Annotated in this window: 16 protein-coding genes and 1 pseudogene; 8 read left to right on the top strand and 9 right to left on the bottom strand. The window is 37.6% G+C overall.

Annotated features, from left to right (window positions below; all coding sequences use genetic code 11):
* Nucleotides 1-112 precede the first annotated feature (112 nt).
* Nucleotides 113-538 carry a molybdopterin-binding protein gene (locus tag O1Q80_RS08195; protein WP_386686782.1) on the top strand — a complete coding sequence of 142 codons (426 nt, stop codon included), beginning with the start codon at nucleotides 113-115 and terminating at the stop codon, nucleotides 536-538.
* A gap of 96 nt (nucleotides 539-634) precedes the next feature.
* Here O1Q80_RS08195 and O1Q80_RS08190 read toward each other — a convergent pair whose 3' ends face one another.
* The 4 genes from O1Q80_RS08190 to fumC form a co-directional block, all read right to left on the bottom strand.
* A complete protein-coding gene (locus tag O1Q80_RS08190; protein ID WP_386694315.1) occupies nucleotides 635-2077 on the bottom strand; it encodes an alanine/glycine:cation symporter family protein in 1443 nt (480 codons plus the stop codon).
* Nucleotides 2078-2221: 144 nt separating this feature from the next.
* Entirely contained in the window at nucleotides 2222-2542 is a 321-nt protein-coding gene (locus O1Q80_RS08185) for a CHY zinc finger protein (protein WP_386696169.1), read from the bottom strand.
* On the bottom strand, nucleotides 2539-3399 hold the full coding sequence (tehB, locus tag O1Q80_RS08180; protein WP_386694312.1) for an SAM-dependent methyltransferase TehB: 861 nt from the start codon (nucleotides 3397-3399) through the stop codon (nucleotides 2539-2541). The genes O1Q80_RS08185 and tehB overlap by 4 nt, the downstream gene beginning before the upstream one ends.
* A gap of 114 nt (nucleotides 3400-3513) precedes the next feature.
* Nucleotides 3514-4911 carry a class II fumarate hydratase gene (gene fumC / locus O1Q80_RS08175; RefSeq protein WP_386686776.1) on the bottom strand — a complete coding sequence of 466 codons (1398 nt, stop codon included), beginning with the start codon at nucleotides 4909-4911 and terminating at the stop codon, nucleotides 3514-3516.
* 181 nt (nucleotides 4912-5092) lie between these two features.
* Between fumC and O1Q80_RS08170 the strand changes: the two genes are divergently transcribed.
* A complete protein-coding gene (locus tag O1Q80_RS08170; RefSeq protein ID WP_386686774.1) occupies nucleotides 5093-5224 on the top strand; it encodes an entericidin A/B family lipoprotein in 132 nt (43 codons plus the stop codon).
* A gap of 91 nt (nucleotides 5225-5315) precedes the next feature.
* On the opposite strand, the pseudogene O1Q80_RS08165 reads toward O1Q80_RS08170, so the two are convergent.
* The 5 genes and pseudogenes from O1Q80_RS08165 to O1Q80_RS08145 form a co-directional block, all read right to left on the bottom strand.
* Nucleotides 5316-6523, bottom strand: a pseudogene (locus O1Q80_RS08165) (IS256 family transposase).
* Nucleotides 6524-6625: 102 nt separating this feature from the next.
* Entirely contained in the window at nucleotides 6626-9289 is a 2664-nt protein-coding gene (gyrA, locus tag O1Q80_RS08160) for a DNA topoisomerase (ATP-hydrolyzing) subunit A (RefSeq protein WP_386694309.1), read from the bottom strand.
* Nucleotides 9290-9495: 206 nt separating this feature from the next.
* A complete protein-coding gene (gene fur / locus O1Q80_RS08155) occupies nucleotides 9496-9924 on the bottom strand; it encodes a ferric iron uptake transcriptional regulator (protein WP_386686770.1) in 429 nt (142 codons plus the stop codon).
* A gap of 12 nt (nucleotides 9925-9936) precedes the next feature.
* On the bottom strand, nucleotides 9937-10461 hold the full coding sequence (gene fldA / locus O1Q80_RS08150) for a flavodoxin FldA (RefSeq protein WP_386686767.1): 525 nt from the start codon (nucleotides 10459-10461) through the stop codon (nucleotides 9937-9939).
* Nucleotides 10462-10608: 147 nt separating this feature from the next.
* Complete coding sequence (locus O1Q80_RS08145) at nucleotides 10609-11394, bottom strand: alpha/beta fold hydrolase (protein ID WP_386694306.1); 786 nt, start codon at nucleotides 11392-11394, stop codon at nucleotides 10609-10611.
* A 94-nt stretch (nucleotides 11395-11488) separates the two neighbouring features.
* On the opposite strand from O1Q80_RS08145, the gene seqA reads away from it, so the two are divergent.
* Genes seqA through mepA form a run of 6 tightly spaced genes read left to right on the top strand, consistent with a single transcriptional unit; the run spans nucleotide 11489 to nucleotide 19180 of the window.
* The gene (seqA, locus tag O1Q80_RS08140; protein ID WP_386694303.1) at nucleotides 11489-12154 is read left to right on the top strand and encodes a replication initiation negative regulator SeqA; all 666 of its coding nucleotides are present in this window, start codon (nucleotides 11489-11491) and stop codon (nucleotides 12152-12154) included.
* 9 nt (nucleotides 12155-12163) lie between these two features.
* Nucleotides 12164-13528, top strand: coding sequence for an o-succinylbenzoate--CoA ligase (menE, locus tag O1Q80_RS08135; RefSeq protein ID WP_386694300.1), 1365 nt, complete (start codon nucleotides 12164-12166; stop codon nucleotides 13526-13528).
* Nucleotides 13529-13535: 7 nt separating this feature from the next.
* Nucleotides 13536-16868, top strand: coding sequence for a mechanosensitive channel MscK (gene mscK, locus O1Q80_RS08130; RefSeq protein WP_386694298.1), 3333 nt, complete (start codon nucleotides 13536-13538; stop codon nucleotides 16866-16868).
* A gap of 8 nt (nucleotides 16869-16876) precedes the next feature.
* Entirely contained in the window at nucleotides 16877-17959 is a 1083-nt protein-coding gene (aroC, locus tag O1Q80_RS08125) for a chorismate synthase (RefSeq protein WP_386694295.1), read from the top strand.
* A gap of 20 nt (nucleotides 17960-17979) precedes the next feature.
* On the top strand, nucleotides 17980-18282 hold the full coding sequence (locus O1Q80_RS08120) for a nucleotidyltransferase family protein (RefSeq protein ID WP_386686750.1): 303 nt from the start codon (nucleotides 17980-17982) through the stop codon (nucleotides 18280-18282).
* Nucleotides 18283-18319: 37 nt separating this feature from the next.
* Nucleotides 18320-19180 carry a penicillin-insensitive murein endopeptidase gene (gene mepA, locus O1Q80_RS08115; protein ID WP_386686748.1) on the top strand — a complete coding sequence of 287 codons (861 nt, stop codon included), beginning with the start codon at nucleotides 18320-18322 and terminating at the stop codon, nucleotides 19178-19180.
* Nucleotides 19181-19182 lie beyond the last annotated feature (2 nt).

The raw sequence follows: 19182 nt of genomic DNA, 5'->3' as shown, positions 1-19182 counted from the left end.
CCTAATTATTATCTATTTTTCCTGTCCATTATATATTTTTCTATATAATGTTCAAGTGTATTTTTTCCGATATAATGAAATTTGTTATTTAGCTATTAAAAAAAGGAAAATTATGGCAATTAGTGCAAGAAACCAACTTAAAGCAACCGTGCAAGTAATCAAAACAGGTGTAACTACGGATATTATTGAACTCGTTTTAACCAGTGGTGAAAAATTAGTGGCTTCTATTACATCAGAAAGTACCCAAAATTTAGGTTTAAAAGTAGGTTCAGATGTGGTCGCTATTTTTAAAGCACCTTCGGTGATCTTATCAACGGATAATGATTTAATCCTATCTTGTCGTAATCAATTTAATGCGACGGTTCAGCAAGTTACTGATGGGGCGGTGAATGCAGAAGTTTCAGTGAAAACAGATGGAGGAATTGAACTTACCGCCATTATTACTGAAACCAGTGTTAAAAATCTAGGTTTAGTGATTGGTTCTAAAGTCACAGCTCTAATCAAAGCATCTCATATTGTATTAGGTGTAAAACGTTAGTTTTAGATTTTGTTATGAGAAAAGACGAAGTGCGGTGAAAAATTAAATATTTTCACCGCACTTTTTGTTGTTTTAATTCCCGTTGAGTATTTTAATTTATTTTTTCCATAGTCTTGGATCAAGATTATATTTTTTTAATTGCGGATGATCATCAACATAAAATGTTGGTTCTTGCTTGGCGTTTAATTGGTGTTGATAATCTTTTAAAATAATCCACACAATCGGCGATAACAACACAATGGCAACTAAGTTAACCATTGCCATAATTGCCATCACGGAATCAGCAAAATCCCATACGATAGTGGCAGAATTTACCGCTCCAAAATAGACAAAGAACAATACCGCTAAACGGAACATTAATACTAGCCACGGACGGTTTTTAATAAAACGAATATTACTTTCCGCATAAGCATAGTTACCGATAATGGAAGAAAAGGCAAACAAGAATAAAATAAATGCAAGGAAATGCAAACCAAAATCGCCCACATGGAATTGTAAGGCATGTTGGGTTAACGAAATGCTTTGTAAACCAGATGTGGCGTAATCATCGGATAATAAAATGATGATCGCCGTACAGCTACACACCACAATCGTATCCACAAACACGCCGAGCATTTGGATTAAACCTTGACTAGCAGGGTGTTTAACATCTGCACTGGCGGCAGCATTCGGAGCAGAACCCATCCCCGCTTCATTGGAGAATAAACCCCGTTTAATGCCCATTAACATGGATTTTGATAACACGGCACCAAAAAAGCCACCAGCCATAGCAGAAAAATCAAAGGCACTGGAAACAATATCCGATAATATAGTTGGGACTTTGCTGATATTCATACCTAAAATAATCACAGCAATAATTAAATAAAATAACGCCATAGTTGGTACGACTTTGGCTGAGAATCCACCGATACGTTTAATGCCACCAAAAATAATTAAACCACTTAACACAACTAACGCCATGCCTACATACTGAGCATCCCATTTCCAAGCATTATGGGTGGCTTCGACAATAGAGTTAGCTTGTACCGCATTAAATGCAAAACCAAAGGTGAAGATTAAAGATAGAGCGAAAATTACCGCTAACCAAGGGGCTTTTAAACCTTGTGTAATATAATAAGCTGGACCACCACGGAACGTACCGTCTTTATCTTGTACTTTGAATAATTGAGCCAAGCTAGATTCCGCAAAGGCACTGGACATTCCCAGTAAAGCAGTCATCCACATCCAAAACACTGCACCCGATCCACCGATAGCAATCGCTGTTGCTACACCACTAATATTACCTACTCCAACACGGCTAGCTAATCCTGTAGTAAAGGCTTGGAACGGACTTAATGAATCACCGTCAGAAACACGCCCAGACCACATTTCACGTAAACTTTGTGGTAATAAGCGGAGTTGAACTAATCCAGTGGTAATCGTAAAAAATAAGCCAACACCGAGTAATAACACGATGGTAATATCCCATAATGGTGTGCTTAGGGTTTGGTTAAACCAGTTAATACCTGATTCAATAAGATCAAAAAATGTCTTAAACATAATGACTCCAAATAAATAAAAGAGAACGGCATAATCTCTTTTATTTATAAGAAAGTCTATCTTTTTGTTTTGGTTAGATAAAAATGATGTTTTTATTTTGAATTTTATATAAAAAATGAATGGTATTTATGATTAATATCTATTTTATTCTCTGATGTCAAAATAAATCGCATAATGTTTTTGACAACCCATATTAAACTGAGCTTGACAATGAGGGCAATGAGTCGCCCCCATATATTGCTTAATGCTCAAGGTTTTTTTACAGTGACCACATAAAATCGCGTGTTGATCAAATTCTGTTTTTGACCAACGTTCAATCGGGTGATCTTCACAAGCATTATGGCATTGATAGCAAGGATAAAATTTACCGCAGCATTTGAATTGAATGGCAATAATATCCACTGCACTGTGATAATGCTCACAGCGAGTTTCATCGTCCACTAATAAGCCATAAACCTGCATTATTTTTTCTTCGCCAACATAGTGACAAATTTCATTTTAATCCGATTGCCATTTTCATCGGTTTTATGCAATTCACCCAGTTCTTCGTTATATTTTAATAATTCCCAGTCCTGATAATAATTTCTCAATTCATTTTCTTTAAAGGTAAAAGAAAATGGCATTGGGCAAGGATAATCAGCGGTGTCCAGTGCCGCTACAATTAAATTATAACCACCAGTATTTGTGTGGGCTTGCATATTTTCAATAATCGCAGGTACGGCTTCACGATTGAGGAACATAAATACCACAGTAGAAAGGATAAAGTCATAATTTTCTTGAATATTTGCACTGTTAATATCATAAACCGCGGTGGAAATTGGCAGATTTTCTTTGGCTTTGGTTTCATTTAAAAAAGCAAGGCTCATTTCATTGTGATCCCAAGCGGTTACATCATAGCCTAATAAACTTAAAAATAACGCATTACGCCCTTGCCCACAACCTAAGTCTAATACTTTGCATGGCTTAATTTGTTCAACCGCTGCTTTGACTTCGGAGTGAGTTGGAGTCATATTGTATTTTTTAGCAAAATAATCTTCTTTTTTACAATGAAATTCAAGGAAACATTCCAAATCATCAGAAAGAGCTTCTACTTTATGCCAAACTTGCGGTTCAACCAACGGAATTTGGGTTTCTGGTGTGAAAATATGTTGGCTTAATTCAGTACCGTTCTCATCTAAGACATAAAATTTCAGTTGTCCTTTGAGAACAGTTAATTTCCCCCAAGTGCCTACTTTGGTATTATGCTGTTCTTGAAACATTTTCGGTAAACTGTCTCTTGTCCAAACGGGCATACGTTTATAACAAATTAATTCATTTTTCATGTTGGGTTATCCTTTATAATGCTAAAAGTTGAGTTTAATAGTAGGGTATTTGACTAATTTGTGCAATAAAAAACGGCTCAAAAAATTGAGCCGTATCAAGTTTTAGGTGAATAATTATTTTAATGAACCCACCATATCTTCTGGGCGAACCCATTCATCAAATTGTTCAGCGGTGACTAAACCAAGATTAATGGCTTCTGCTTTTAAGGTAGTACCATTTTTATGTGCAGTTTTCGCAATTTTCGCCGCATTTTCATAACCGATATGGGTATTTAACGCAGTGACTAACATTAAAGATTGCTCTAATTGTTGTTTAATGCGTGGATAGTTCGGTTCAATACCGCTTGCACAGTGTTCATCAAAGGATACACAAACGTCCGCTAATAATTGAGCAGATTGCAAGAAGTTTGCTGCCATAACTGGTTTAAACACATTAAGTTGGAAATGACCTTGTGAACCTGCAAAGGAAATCGTAGTATCGTTACCTAACACTTGGGTACAAACCATGGTCATCGCTTCACATTGGGTCGGATTTACTTTTCCTGGCATAATAGAAGAACCTGGTTCATTTTCAGGAATCAGAATTTCACCAATACCAGAACGTGGACCTGATGCTAACAAACGGATATCATTAGCAATTTTGAATAATGACATAGCTAATTGTTTTAATGCACCATGGGTTTCCACCACCGCATCATGAGTTGCCAAGGCTTCAAATTTATTTTCAGCGGTAATAAATGGAAGTGCGGTGAATTTTGCAATATATTCTGCCACTTTCACATCATAGCCTTTTGGTGTATTTAAGCCAGTGCCGACAGCCGTGCCACCTAACGCTAATTGAGCTAAATGTGGCAAGGTATTTTTTAATGCACGTAAACCAAAATCAAGTTGAGCTGCATAAGCAGAAAATTCTTGACCAAGAGTCAATGGGGTAGCATCCATTAGGTGAGTACGACCAATTTTTACTACATCTTTAAATTCTGCTGATTTTTTGGCTAAGGTTTTTTGTAAACGTTCAACCGCTGGAATAGTGGTTTCAACCACTTTTTTGTAAGCCGCAATGTGCATTGCGGTTGGGTAAGTGTCGTTAGAAGATTGAGATTTATTGACATCATCATTCGGGTGAATGACAGATTTTTCACCTAATTTACCACCTTGTAAAACATGCGCTCGGTTTGCAATAACTTCGTTTAAGTTCATATTAGATTGTGTACCAGAACCCGTTTGCCAAATTACCAGTGGGAATTGATCATCTAATTTACGAGCCAAGATTTCATCACAAGCCTGAGCAATTAAATCACGTTTTTCTACAGGCAATACGCCTAAATCATGGTTGGCATAGGCTGCTGCTTTTTTCAAATAACCAAAGGCTTCAATAATTTCATGTGGCATAGAAGCTTCAGGTCCGATTTTAAAATTATTACGAGAGCGTTCAGTTTGTGCCGCCCAGTATTTATCTGCTGGTACTTGAACTTCGCCCATGGTGTCTTTTTCAATACGATACGTTGTCATAAAAATTACCTTATAAAAGTTAAAATCAAATTCTCACAAAGTTTAGCACTTTATGTACTATTTGTTAAAAAGGAAATGTTGGTTTTGTGATGTAGATCATAAATTAGATATTGCGGATTGAATATTGTTAAAATTTCATGTATGGTGAAATAGATTTTAAGAAACTATTAGGAGAAAAAGTATGAAAAAAATGATTGCAGTTGTATTATCCGCCTTATTTGTGATGTCACTAACCGCATGTGAAACCACTAAAGGAGTGGGTAAAGATATTCAAAATGCGGGTGAAAAAATGGATCAAGCTCTTAGCAAATAAAATCTAGTAATAGTCTATAGATGATAAGGGGTTAACTGATGTTAACCCCTTTTGGAGCCTATCCCACATTTTGTGTAAACACCAATTTCACTTAAAGGTGATCATTTAAGCGATCACCAAATTCTAGCACAAAATGGTTCAATGCTGCTCGCCAATTTCGGATTGGCATTGACCATTTTTTAGACGCATTTTTAATCGCAAGCCACACTATTTTAATCACAGATTCGTCTGTCGGGAAGACATTTCGTTTTTTAATCACTCGCCGAATCACACTGTTCAACGATTCAATCGCATTTGTCGTGTAAATTGCCTTGCGAATATCGTCAGGGTAGCTGAAAATCGTGGCTAAATTCGCCCAATGAGTCTGCCAGCTTTTGGCGATTAAGGGGTATTTTGCTTGCCATTTTTGCTCAAAATCAGCCAGTGCTTGCAGGGCTGTCTGTTCCGTAGGTGCTTGATAAATCAGCTTTAAATCCGCCGTTACGGCTTTGTAATCTTTCCAGCTGACATATTTCAAACTATTACGAACCATATGCACGATACAAAGCTGAATTTTCGTTTCAGGAAAGACCGTATTAATCGCTTCAGGAAAGCCTTTTAAGCCATCAATACAGGCAATTAGAATATCCTGTACGCCACGATTTTTAAGCTCGGTTAGCACGTTTAACCAAAATTTTGCCCCTTCATTTTCGGCGATCCACAGCCCTAACAGCTCTTTGCGTCCCTCCAGATTCACGCCCAAAGCGACAAAAACCGATTTATTGATAATCCGACCATCTTGGCGAACTTTCACCACGATACAATCCAAATAAACAATGGCATACACCGCGTTAAGGGGTTCATTTTGCCACTCAATAATGCGTTCTTTGACTGAATCAGTCACCCGAGAAATTAGGCTAGGTGAAACATCGGCATCATAAAATTCCTTAAACGAATCAACAATCTCTTGATTACTTAACCCTTTGGCATATAAGGCAATGATTTGCTCATCATACCCGTGATGCGAGTTTGATTTTTCTTAATAATTTGGGGTTCAAAGGTGCTTTCACGATCTCGGGGAATGTTGAGTTCAATATCCCCCTCATCGGTGAGCAAGGTTTTTTGACTATAACCATTTCGGCTATTTTTAGCCTTTCTTGGCTGATTTTTCTTATAACCAAGATGTTCTGTAAGCTCAGTATTGAGAGCGGCTTCCACAGTGATTTTTTTCAGCACGCGAGAAAGCTGATTGAGATCTTCTGGTGTTTTGAGGTTTTTAGCTAATTCATTAGCCAATAATTTAATTTGTTGTTCATTCATAATGAAAATACCTGTTTTTGGTTATTATCTCAGAAACGGGTATTTACACAAATTTTGGTATAGGCTCCCCTTTTGCGTTGTTACGGTTATTCTTCCGTACGATTATTCTTCCGAATTTTCCACCGCACTTTCATTTTCAGCATCAAATTCATCATCTTCGGGTTCAGCTAAACGTTCCAAACTAACCACATGTTCATCTTCGCTAGTACGAATTAAACGCACACCTTGAGTGTTACGTCCCACAATACTTACTTCGCTTACTCGAGTACGAACTAATGTGCCAGCGTCTGTAATCAACATAATTTGATCGGTATCAATTACTTGTGTTGATGCCACTACTTTACCATTACGTTCACTGACTTTGATAGAGATAACCCCTTTCGTATTACGAGATTTGGTTGGGTATTCATCTAATTTAGTCCGCTTACCATAACCGTTTTGGGTAGCCGTTAGGATTTCGCCATTATTTTTCGGTATCACTAAAGAAACCACTTTATCAATATTAAGATCTAAGGTTTCTTCTGTGTTATCATCAGAAACTTCTTCAATTTCCACCGCACTTTCATCATCGGAAAGATCGTTAGTTAAGGCGAGTTTAATCCCTCGTACGCCTGTCGCCGTACGTCCCATAGCACGCACTGCACTTTCGGCGAAACGCACTACACGACCTTGTGATGAAAATAACATAATTTCATTTGAACCATCGGTAATGTCCACACCGATCAATTCATCTTCATCACGCAAGTTCACGGCAATAATTCCGTTGGTACGTGGGCGACTAAATTCGGTGAGAGAAGTTTTCTTCACAATACCGCCAGCCGTTGCCATGAGAATAAATTTATTTTCATCATAACTTGCCACAGGTAAAATCGCTGTAATACGTTCGTTTTCTTGTAACGGTAAAATATTGACTATCGGACGACCTCTCGCTCCACGGCTGGCTTGTGGTAATTGATACACTTTCAGCCAGTATAAACGTCCACGACTTGAGAAGCAGAGAATAGTATCATGGGTGTTCGCCACTAATAATTTCTCAATAAAATCTTCTTCTTTCATTTTGGTCGCTGATTTACCTTTGCCACCACGTTTTTGTGCTTCGTAATCAGTAACAGGTTGATATTTCACATAACCCTCGTGTGAAAGGGTAACGACTACATCTTCTTGAGCAATTAAATCTTCTAAATTAATATCTCCTGATGAGGCAGTAATTTCGGTGCGACGTGCATCATTAAAGTTAGTTTTAACTAATTCTAATTCTTCACGAACCACTTCACGTAAGCGGTCTGCACTAGTTAAAATATGTAATAATTCACCGATTTCAACTAAAATCGTTTTATATTCATCGACAATTTTTTCGTGTTCTAAACCCGTTAAACGGTGTAAACGTAATTCTAAAATAGCACGTGCTTGAGCATCGGAAAGGAAATATTGACCATCATGTACGCCAAATTCAGCACCTAAATCATCTGGGCGAGAGGCATCAACCCCCGCTGCTTCCAACATTGGAGCAACATTGCCCAATGTCCAAGGTTGACTTAATAAACCCTCACGGGCTTCATCGGCAGTTTTGGAGGCACGAATTAAATTGATCACAGGATCAATATTCGCCAAGGCAATGGCTAATCCCTCTAAAATATGCGCCCGTTCACGTGCTTTACGTAGTTCATACACTGTACGGCGTGTAACGACTTCACGGCGGTGTTTGACAAAGGCGGCAATAATTTGTTTTAAATTGAATAATTTCGGTTGACCGTGATCTAACGCCACCATGTTTATGCCGAAAGTGATCTGCATTTGAGTTAAGGCGTAAAGGTGATTTAGCACCACTTCGCCGACAGCATCACGTTTAATGTCGATTTCAAGGCAGATCCCCTCTTTGTTTGATAGATCTAATATGCCTGCAATGCCTTCAATTTTTTTCTCACGGATCAGTTCCGCAATTTTATCCACTAATTTGGCTTTATTCACTTGATAAGGAATTTCCGTGATGATGATTTTTTCACGCCCTTTCTCATTGGTTTCGACAGAGGCTTTAGCCCGCACGTAAACTTTGCCACGCCCTGTTTTATAGGCTTCTTCAATACCACGGCGACCGTTAATTAATGCAGCAGTAGGGAAGTCAGGACCGGGAATAAACTGCATTAACTCATCAATGCTAATGTCTTCATTGTCAATATAAGCCAGACAGCCGTCCATTACTTCACCCAGATTATGTGGTGGAATGTTAGTTGCCATACCCACCGCAATACCAGATGAACCATTCACTAACAGAGCAGGAATTTTAGTCGGTAATACATCAGGAATCATTTCCTTACCGTCATAGTTAGGCGAGAAATCTACAGTTTCTTTGTCTAAATCGGTCAGTAATTCCTGTGTAATTTTCTGCATACGAACTTCGGTATAACGCATGGCAGCTGGTGCATCACCATCAATCGAACCAAAGTTTCCTTGACCGTCTACTAACATATAACGTAATGAGAATGGTTGAGCCATACGTACAATGGTGTCATACACCGCACTGTCACCATGAGGGTGGTATTTACCGATCACATCGCCTACTACACGAGCGGATTTAACATAGGATTTATTATAGGTGTTGCCACTTTGATCCATAGAAAATAGTACACGGCGATGCACTGGTTTTAAGCCATCACGTACATCAGGTAAAGCACGACCGACAATGACCGACATGGCATAATCGAGATAAGAAGATTTCAGTTCTTCTTCAATACTGATAGGGGTTATATCTTGAGTTAATTCAGACATCTAGTTTTCCTAAGTTTTAGAGAAAAATTGGCGGTATTGTAGCATAAAATGCGGTGTTTTGGCTAAGGGAAAATTTTATTTGAAAGGGGGACTAGAAAAAGTGTGGTGTTTTTCATCACATTTTACTTTGTTGACAATGTCCAGCGAGGAAAAATAAAAAAGTGCGATTTTTTTTCACCGCACTTTCTTCCTTTAAACACAAAAAATTATTTATCACATTTCTCAATATCTGTACATTTTCCATACAGATATAAACTGTGGTTTTCTAATTGAATGCCATGTTCTTTACTAATTTGTTTTTGGCGTTCTTCTATAACGGTATCGTTAAACTCAAATACTTTACCGCAATCTACACAGATTATATGGTCATGATGTACTGTTGGTGCTAACTCAAAAACAGATTTGTTTCCCTCAAAATTATGACGGGTTAAAATTTTTGCTTCGTGGAACTGGTTTAGTACACGATAAACGGTAGCTAGACCGATTTCTTCGCCTTTCTCAAGTAACAATTTGTACACATCTTCTGCCGAAAAATGCTCCATTTTGTGTTCTTGCATAAGAGCCAAAATAGTTAAGCGTGGTTCAGTGATTTTTAATCCCACTTTTTTGAGTAATTTAATATTTTCTTCTGACATATTTCTTTATCCTTATGCGAGTTCTGCTAAACACATTTCATCATAAACCTGTTTTACCCAAGTTTCAACACGCTGAGCAGTTAATTCTGGTTGACGATCTTCATCAATACATAAACCAACGAAAGTTTTATCGTCAATTAATGCTTGTGAAGATTCAAAGTTATATCCCTCGGTTGACCAGTTACCTACAATAATTGCACCATGTGGTTCAATAATATTGCGGACGGTTCCCATTGCATCACAGAAATAATCGGCATAATCTTCCTGATCACCACAGCCAAAAATAGCCACTAATTTGTCCGTAAAATCAATTTTTTCTAAGGTTGGGAAGAAATCGTCCCAGTCACATTGAGCTTCACCATAATACCAAGTCGGAATCCCAATCATTAAGAAATCATAACTTTCTATGTCTTCTTTGGTGCTTTTGGCAATGTCGCGAATATCTACCACATCATTGCCAAGTTGTTTTTGAATCATTTTAGCAATATTTTCTGTATTGCCTGTGTCACTACCGTAAAATAAACCAACAATAGCCATTTTTTATTTACCTATTTTTCCTTGAATATTAGCATTATTTTATTATCTATTTAGTAATCATTCGTATATTGATAATGATTAGCTGAAGTGAGAATATCTGCGAAACTATAACATAAATTCCCTATAAATTAAACGTCTAAATTAAGATTAATTTGATTGAATAAACCGTTCAATCGCTCTCACAACAAAATCAGGTTTTTCCGCATGAACCCAATGTCCCGAACCATTAATAGTAAAGGAACTGGCATGGGGAAATTGATCTAAAATAGTCTGCGTATAAGTGGGGTGAATATAATCGGATAAACCCCCTTTGATAAATAGGGTGGGTATTTCGCAAGGGGCTTGCGGTTGCCAGTCCATAATATCTGCATAATGTTGATAAAGTGCGGTGGTATTAAAGCGAAATTTTTCAGATGAATTGGCATCAAAGGATTTCAACATAAATTGTTGTATGCTTTCTTGTTTGATATATTGAGCTAATATTGGTTTCGCTGTTTGGCGACTTTCTGCATTGGCTTGTTTTACGGCAAATAAACCCATAAATACATCATTATGCCAGTTATGTTTATAACTGACAGGGGCAATATCAATCACAATTAATTTAGCGATCAAATCTGGGCGTAAATTGGCTACTCGCATGGCTGTTTTTCCCCCCATGGAATGTCCAACTAAAATGAGATTGTTCAGTTGTAAATGTTCTAATACTGCAATGACATCTTGTGCCATCAGAGTGTAATTCATGTCATCTGCGTGAAAACTTTGTCCGTGATTACGTAAATCAAGGCGTAAAATAGAATATTGTTCACTAAATGCACGTGCAATGATACCTAGGTTATTCATATCACCAAATAAACCGTGGATAAATACCATGGTTGGTGTTTGTGCAATGTTGCATGGTGTAAATTGATAATTGAGTAATTGTTGAACTGACATGGCTTTTTTAATCGTTTTTTACATAGAGAATTTAATCAGAAGTCGGTATAATGCGGAAAAATGGATTGTTAATCAAGTTTTGAGAGCAGAATAAATGAAAATAATTGAAGTTGATGAAGAACTCTATCAATACATCGCCAGTCATACGCAGTCTATTGGTGAAAGTGCATCGGATATTTTACGCCGTTTATTAAATTTGCCGTCTTTAAGTATTAGTTCGGTGGCGTTAGATTTATCTGATAAAGCGGAAAATGTGGATAAACCATCGTCAGTACAACAACAAGACACTGCATCTGAACAAAGCGAAATACCAACAGAATATCAGCAAATAATGGAACCACAAGGGGTTTCACAGCCAGCAGAAGATGTTCAAGTGGCACAATCTGTGAGTAAACAAAGTGATAGTGCAGATCTTGTGGCGTTGCTAGAAACACCTGAATTTAAACAAGAGAGCAAAGCTGTTGTGCGTTTCTTGACTATATTAAGTGGTTTATATAAGTCAAACCCTGAGGATTTTGCTCAAGCCATTAGCAGTGAAAATGTACAAGGGCGAACTCGGGTTTATTTTGCTCAGGATGAACAAACCTTACTTGAAGCAGGTAATCATACTAAACCAAAACAAATTCCAGATAGTCCACATTGGGTGATTACCAATAATAATAGTGGTCGTAAAATGATTATGTTTGAGGGCGTTATGCGTGAAATGGGATTTGATGAGAAAACGATTGATTATGTTAAAAATGCCTTTGTAGCGGATTAATTAGCCGTTATGCAATTATTACCTTGGCAACAATATGCTAATCATCCGCATAAGCAAGCTCAAATCGCCTTGCGAGATCACTCGCAGGGCGTTGCTTTTAGTTGGCTTGAACTAAATCAACTGATTTCAGCCAAATTAGATTGGTTAACTTCACTTGGTTTACAAGCAGGGAATGGCGTTGCTTTTTCAGGCAAAAATAGCCTTGATCTGCTTTGTTGCTATTTAGCTGGACTACAAGGCAATATGCGAGTGTTAGGCATTAACCCTGCTTTTAGCACGGAAAAAATACAACAACTTTGTGTGACTAATCAAATTCAATGTTGGATTGATTGTACGACCCAGCAAAAAACACAGGATTTTGTGGTGCGATCCAGTAATCATCAGATGACGCAAGGATTAACTTTAACCTTAACCTCTGGTTCAACGGGTATGCCGAGAGCTATTGTACATACGGTGCAAGCTCATTTAGCAAATGCTCAAGGAGTGTGTCAACTGACGGATTTTACCGCCGACAAATCTTGGTTATTATCTTTACCGTTGTATCATGTTTCGGGGCAAGGTATCGTATGGCGTTGGTTATTGCAAGGGGCTGAATTGCATGTGCCGAGCAGTGATTTTTATCATGATGTGTTACAAGCCAGTCATGTATCTTTAGTGCCAACACAAGCATTACGGTTATTTGAATACATTGCAGCATATCCTCAAAGTGCGGTACAAACTCAAGCAATTTTATTAGGTGGGGCTAATATTCCTGTGGAAATTACGCAAAAATTGACCGCACTTGGCATACAAACTTATGCGGGTTATGGAATGACTGAAATGGCATCCACGGTATTTGCTAAAAAATGTGATGACAAAGTGGGGGTGGGGCAACCTCTATTGGGGCGTGAATTTCAAATGGTGAATGATGAAATCTGGCTCAAAGGTGCTGGCTTGGCATTGGGGCATTGGCAACAAGGCACAATTCAATCACTGACTAATACGCAAGGTTGGTTACAAACCAAAGATAAAGCTCATTGGGATGGTGAACAATTACATATTTTAGGACGTTTGGATAATCAATTTATTTCAGGGGGAGAAAATATTCAGCCCGAAGAAATTGAGCAAATAATTCAGCAACATCCTTTAGTGGAACAGGTTTTTGTGTTACCTATTGATGATGCCGAATTTGGTCAACGACCTGTTGCTATGGTGAAATTCCAGCAAGAGTTTAGCCAAACTGCGGTGCAAAAAGTACAAGATTTTTTAACCAATAAAATTGAACGATTTAAACAGCCAGTGCGTTACTTCCCATTAAATTTGGAATCGCAAGGCAATATTAAAATTTCACGAGTAAGCCTGAAACAGGCGTTAGCTCAATTAATCAGAGAGTAAGTTTATAATGAGCATTCGAAAGACATTAACCTATCTTGTTTTAGGATTATTATTAACGGTGAATACCTCAGTATTCGCAGCATTGCCGTCAGCGAAAGAAATTCAGTCGCAGTTAGAGATTATCAAGAAAAATAATCAAAATGATAATAATAAAGCGGATATTAAAAATTTAGAGGACACATTAGTTTTATTGGAACAGCTAGAAAAGCAAAAACAAGATAATGAGAATTTAAATAAAAAAATTCAAGATTCTGTTCAAGAATTGAAAAAAAGCCAGCAGAATATTGCTAACTTAAAAGCCAAGCAACGCAGTGCAGAACAAATTCAAAAATCTTTAGCCAATTTATCTGTTCAACAGATGAAAAACGATGTGGAAGAAATTAACCAAAATTTGCAACAAATTCAGGCGGATTTAACCGCACTTAATGGAAGTTTATCAAGTCAAAAAAGCATACCAGAACGAACACAAGCTACATTAATCGAGAATTCTACACGTATTCAAGCCATTAATGATACCTTAGCTTCTTCAAGTACACCTAGCACTATGCGTGCAAAATTAACGGTGGAATTAGATTATTTGCAAGCAAATAATAGTTATAGACAAATTCAGCTGAGTGGAAATGAATCCTTAACTAGCCTTTACAATAGTCAATTAGAAGAAAAAACGCTGATGCAACAGCAGTTGCAGACTGAATTAATTGCGTTGCAAACAGTTATTAATACTAAAAATTTAGCCGAAAGCCAAAATCAATTAGAACAAGCAACCGCACAAAAAAATAGTAATACCACGGATAATCCAGTTATTGCTCGTGAATTAGAAATGAATGCTCAAGTGAGCGAGGAATTATTAAAACAGACTACTCAACTGAATAGTTTGTCGCAGGATAATTTACGAATCAAAAATATCTTGGATAATTTACAACAGACTCAACGTAATATTGACGAGCAGATTAGTTCATTGCAAGGGACATTGATATTATCTCGAGTGATCAATAAACAACGCCAATCTTTACCAAAAGATGAGATGATTTTGGGCTTATCCAAACAGATTGCGGATTTACGAGTACGCATTTTTGATATTAGCGAATTTCGTGATCGCATGAATAATACCGAGAGTTATATTGATAATTTAGCCAAAGAAGAAAAAGTCACGTTTACTGATAAAGAGCGTTCACGTTTAAAAAGTATTATTGAAGAACGTAGTAAGGTTATTTCTGAACTGCTTAAACAATTAAATAATCAGTTGAATTTATCGATTAATATTGAATTAAATCAACAACAAGTACAGACCATTAGTGATACTTTACAAAGTAAATTGCAACAGCAAAGTTTTTGGGTAAAAAGTAATGCACAAATTGATTTGGCATTCTTCAAAAATTTACCGACTTATCTTAGCTTTCAATTCCGTGATATTGCCAAACGATTTGATTTTTCTAATTGGCAAGATAATGTGATTTGGGTCAGTATTTTAGTTTCTATTTTACTGGTTTTAACACTAGGGATTTTACGTCAGAAAAATGCGATTAAGCAAAAGATTACGGAGATTAATAATAAATTAAAGACCTTTCAAAGCGATAACCAATGGAATACACCAATAGCAGTTTTTTGGACCTTGATCTTGTGTTTACCAAGTACCTTTGTGTTTTTAATGCTGTTTATTTTAGCTACCTATTTTTGTTTGCAGGATCCAACACAGGCTTGGACATGGGGATTAAAAATGGCTGGCTATTGGTTTTATTTTGCCTTTATGGTGGCATTATTACGTCCGAATGGTATTGCGCATCGTCATTTTAAAATGCCGAAACAAAGTTCAGAGAACTTTCGGCGAATTTTAAAACGCTCAATATGGGTGGTGGCATTATTACTCAACACATCTATTTTCACCAATTTAGAAGGGGGCGTTGCTTATGACGTGCTAGGTGAAATCATGACGATTTCAGTGTTGGTTATTTTGTTATTGATGATCGGTCCCGAAATGCGTTTAGCTATCACTTCTTACCAACAAACCTTAACGCATCAGCAAAGCATGAAAATTTATTTACTACGGTTTTTACGTATGTTTTCATTATTTGCTCCAGTTGCCTTAATTATTTTGATTGGATTGGGTTATTATTATACCTCTTTAGTGCTGATTGACCATTTAATCTCATCTTACATGGCATTAACCACATGGTTGATGTTACGTGGCTTTATTTATCGTGTGTTAGAAGTATCAGCACGCCGACTTGCGGCTCGCCGCCTTAAAGATAAACGTGAACAAGCTATTGCTAAACAAGTAGCCGATAATAATAGTGATAACGAAGAAGAATTTATTATTGATGTGCAACAACAGGATGATGTATTAGCTGTTAGCCAAGTAAAAGATCAAGTATTACGTTTAATAGACTTAATTCTCTGGGTTGGTTTATTTGGCTTGATGTATTTTGTTTGGTCAGATTTAGTTACTGTGGCATATTATTTAAATGGTGTCACTTTATGGCAACAAAGTATCACTACAGAAGCAGGCGTAGTGATGGAATCCGTTACCTTGCTTAATTTATTAGTCGCCTTTGTGGTGTTGGCAGTGACATATATTATTATACGCAATTTAAGTGGTTTGCTAGAAGTCATGGTGTTCTCAAATATTAAATTATCACAGGGAACGCCATATACCATTACCACTTTACTAACTTATGTTATTATTGCACTAGGTTCTGCTTTGGCATTTGGTATGCTGGGTATGTCTTGGTCTAAGTTACAATGGTTATTTGCAGCCTTATCCGTTGGTTTGGGTTTTGGTATGCAAGAAATCTTTGCAAACTTTGTGTCTGGTATTATTATCTTATTTGAACGTCCAGTGCGTATTGGGGACGTGATTACGATTGGTGAATTTAGTGGTACAGTTTCCAAAATTCGTATTCGTGCCACAACACTGGTGGATTTTGACGGTAAAGAAGTCATTGTGCCAAACAAAGCCTTTGTCACCGAACGCTTAGTTAACTGGGCATTGAGTAACAGTATGACGAGAGTTGTGATTAGTGTCGGTGTGGCTTATGGTTCGGATTTAGATCTTGTGAAGAAATTATTATTACGAGCAGCAGCAGAATGTGAGAAAGTATTAAAAGATCCAGCACCACGAGCATTCTTCTTAACCTTTGGAGCAAGTACCTTAGATCATGAGTTGCGTGTCTATGTGGATCAAATTGGTGATCGAAATCCAACCATTGATTTCTTAAATAATCGTATTAATCAGTTATTTAATGAAAATAATATTGAGATCGCATTCAATCAACTAGATGTGTTTATTAAAAATCAACAAACGAATGAAGAAGTAAAACTTCATACGGAAAAATTAGCATAGGGTGTTTTATGGCAGGAAATTCAATCGGACAACTTTTTCAAGTTACTACTTTTGGTGAATCTCACGGTATTGCATTAGGCTGTATTGTAGATGGTGTTCCGCCCAATATGGCACTTTCGGAAGCGGATATTCAACCAGACTTAGATCGCCGTAAACCTGGTACATCACGTTATACCACGCCACGTCGTGAAGATGATGAAGTGCAGATTTTATCGGGCGTATTTGAGGGTAAAACCACAGGGACGAGTATTGGGTTATTAATCAAAAATGCTGATCAACGTTCGCAAGATTATGGTGAAATTAAAAATCAATTTCGCCCAGGTCATGCTGATTTTACCTATCAACGGAAATACGGTATTCGTGATTATCGTGGCGGTGGACGTTCATCTGCACGTGAAACAGCGATGCGAGTGGCGGCAGGTGCGATTGCTAAAAAATATTTGCGTGAACAATTTGGCATTGAAGTCCGTGGCTATTTATCACAGATAGGGGATATTCAAATTGATCCCAAAACGGTAGCGGACATTAGTAAAATTGATTGGCAACAGGTCAATTCAAATCCATTTTTTTGTCCCGATCAAAGTGCGGTGGAAAAATTCGAAGAATTGATCCGTAGTTTGAAAAAAGAAGGCAATTCTATCGGGGCAAAATTGACCGTGGTGGCAGAAAATGTGCCTGTTGGTTTGGGCGAACCCGTATTTGATCGTTTAGATGCGGATTTAGCTCACGCTTTGATGAGCATTAATGCGGTAAAAGCGGTGGAAATTGGTGACGGTTTTGCCGTGGTGAATCAAAAAGGGACAGAACATCGTGACGAAATGGTTCCAGCAGGATTTTTATCTAATCACGCTGGTGGTATTTTAGGTGGGATTAGTAACGGTCAACCGATTATTGCGACTATAGCATTAAAGCCAACATCAAGTATCACTATCCCTGGACGTACGGTGAATGTGAATAATGAGCCAGTGCAATTAATTACCAAAGGTCGCCACGATCCTTGCGTTGGCATTCGAGCGGTACCGATTGCGGAAGCCATGACAGCAATTGTGTTATTAGATCATTTATTGCGGTTTAAGGCACAGTGCCGATAATATCAAGAGATAAAAGTGATATGATTGATCTTAGTGAAGAAAATCTTGCCATTGTTAAGGGTATTTTACGAGAATATGTGCCAGATTTACCTGTTTGGGTCTTTGGTTCTCGGATTAAAGGGACGGCTAAGAAATATTCGGATTTAGATTTAGCCGTGATAACGCAACAGCCGATGTCTATCCGTTTACAAGCAGATATTGAAGAGGCTTTTAGCGAATCAGATTTGCCGATTTTTGTGGATGTAATTGATTGGGCAAGTTGTAGTGAAAATTTTAAACGAATTATTTTGCAACAATATGAAGTCCTACAAACTGGGATTTAGTGTTTACTTAAGATTATTTTTATCGGAAAAATTTAATATGAAATTGAAAAAAACAGGTTTTATTTTAACCGCACTTTTAGGGGTATCTTTGACCGTATTCGCTTCACCTGCTGAATGGCAAAAAGTTAAACGTCCTATTCCAAGTGAAACAGGACAAGCCCAACCGATTGGTTCTTATGCCAATGGCTGTATCATCGGTGCCAAAGCCTTACCAGCTAAGGGCGTTGGTTATCAAGTGATTCGGATGAATAAAAACCGTTATTACGGTCATCCTGATATGATTAGCTATTTACAACGTTTAGGGCAGCGAGTAAAAAATGCAGGTTTACCCACCATGTTAGTGGGCGATATTGCAATGCCTGGTGGTGGGCGTTTTTTAACAGGACATGCAAGTCATCAAATGGGTTTAGATGCAGATATTTGGTTGCGTATGGGTGCTATGTCTGATCAGGAAGCATTAAATTCAGATGGCAAAGGTTTGTTGGTAGTGAACCGAGCAACACAAACAGTGGACGAAAATGTATGGAATCAGAATCACTTTAATCTAATTAAACTAGCTTCTCAAGATAGTCAAGTAACACGTATTTTCGTTAATCCAGCGATTAAAGTAAAACTTTGTCAAACTGAAAAAGGCGATCGTAGTTGGTTACATAAAATTCGTCCTTGGTATGGACATGATAGCCATTTTCACGTGCGTTTAGCTTGTCCGCATGGAGCAGCTTATTGTGAAAATCAAGCACCAGTGCCAACTGGCGATGGTTGCGGTGCTGAACTGTATTCATGGTTTGAACCTAAAAAGCCATCAACTGGTACAACAAAACCTAAAGTTACACCCCCTGAACCATTTTTATGCCAACAAGTGTTAAGTTCACCAAAACGTAGCGAATGGTTAGAATAATC

It is taken from the genome of Lonepinella sp. MS14435, assembly GCF_042485795.1.
Lineage (GTDB): Bacteria > Pseudomonadota > Gammaproteobacteria > Enterobacterales > Pasteurellaceae > Lonepinella.
The sequence above is the reverse complement of the archived record's forward strand: the minus strand, read 5'-3'. Positions and strand labels throughout refer to the sequence as shown.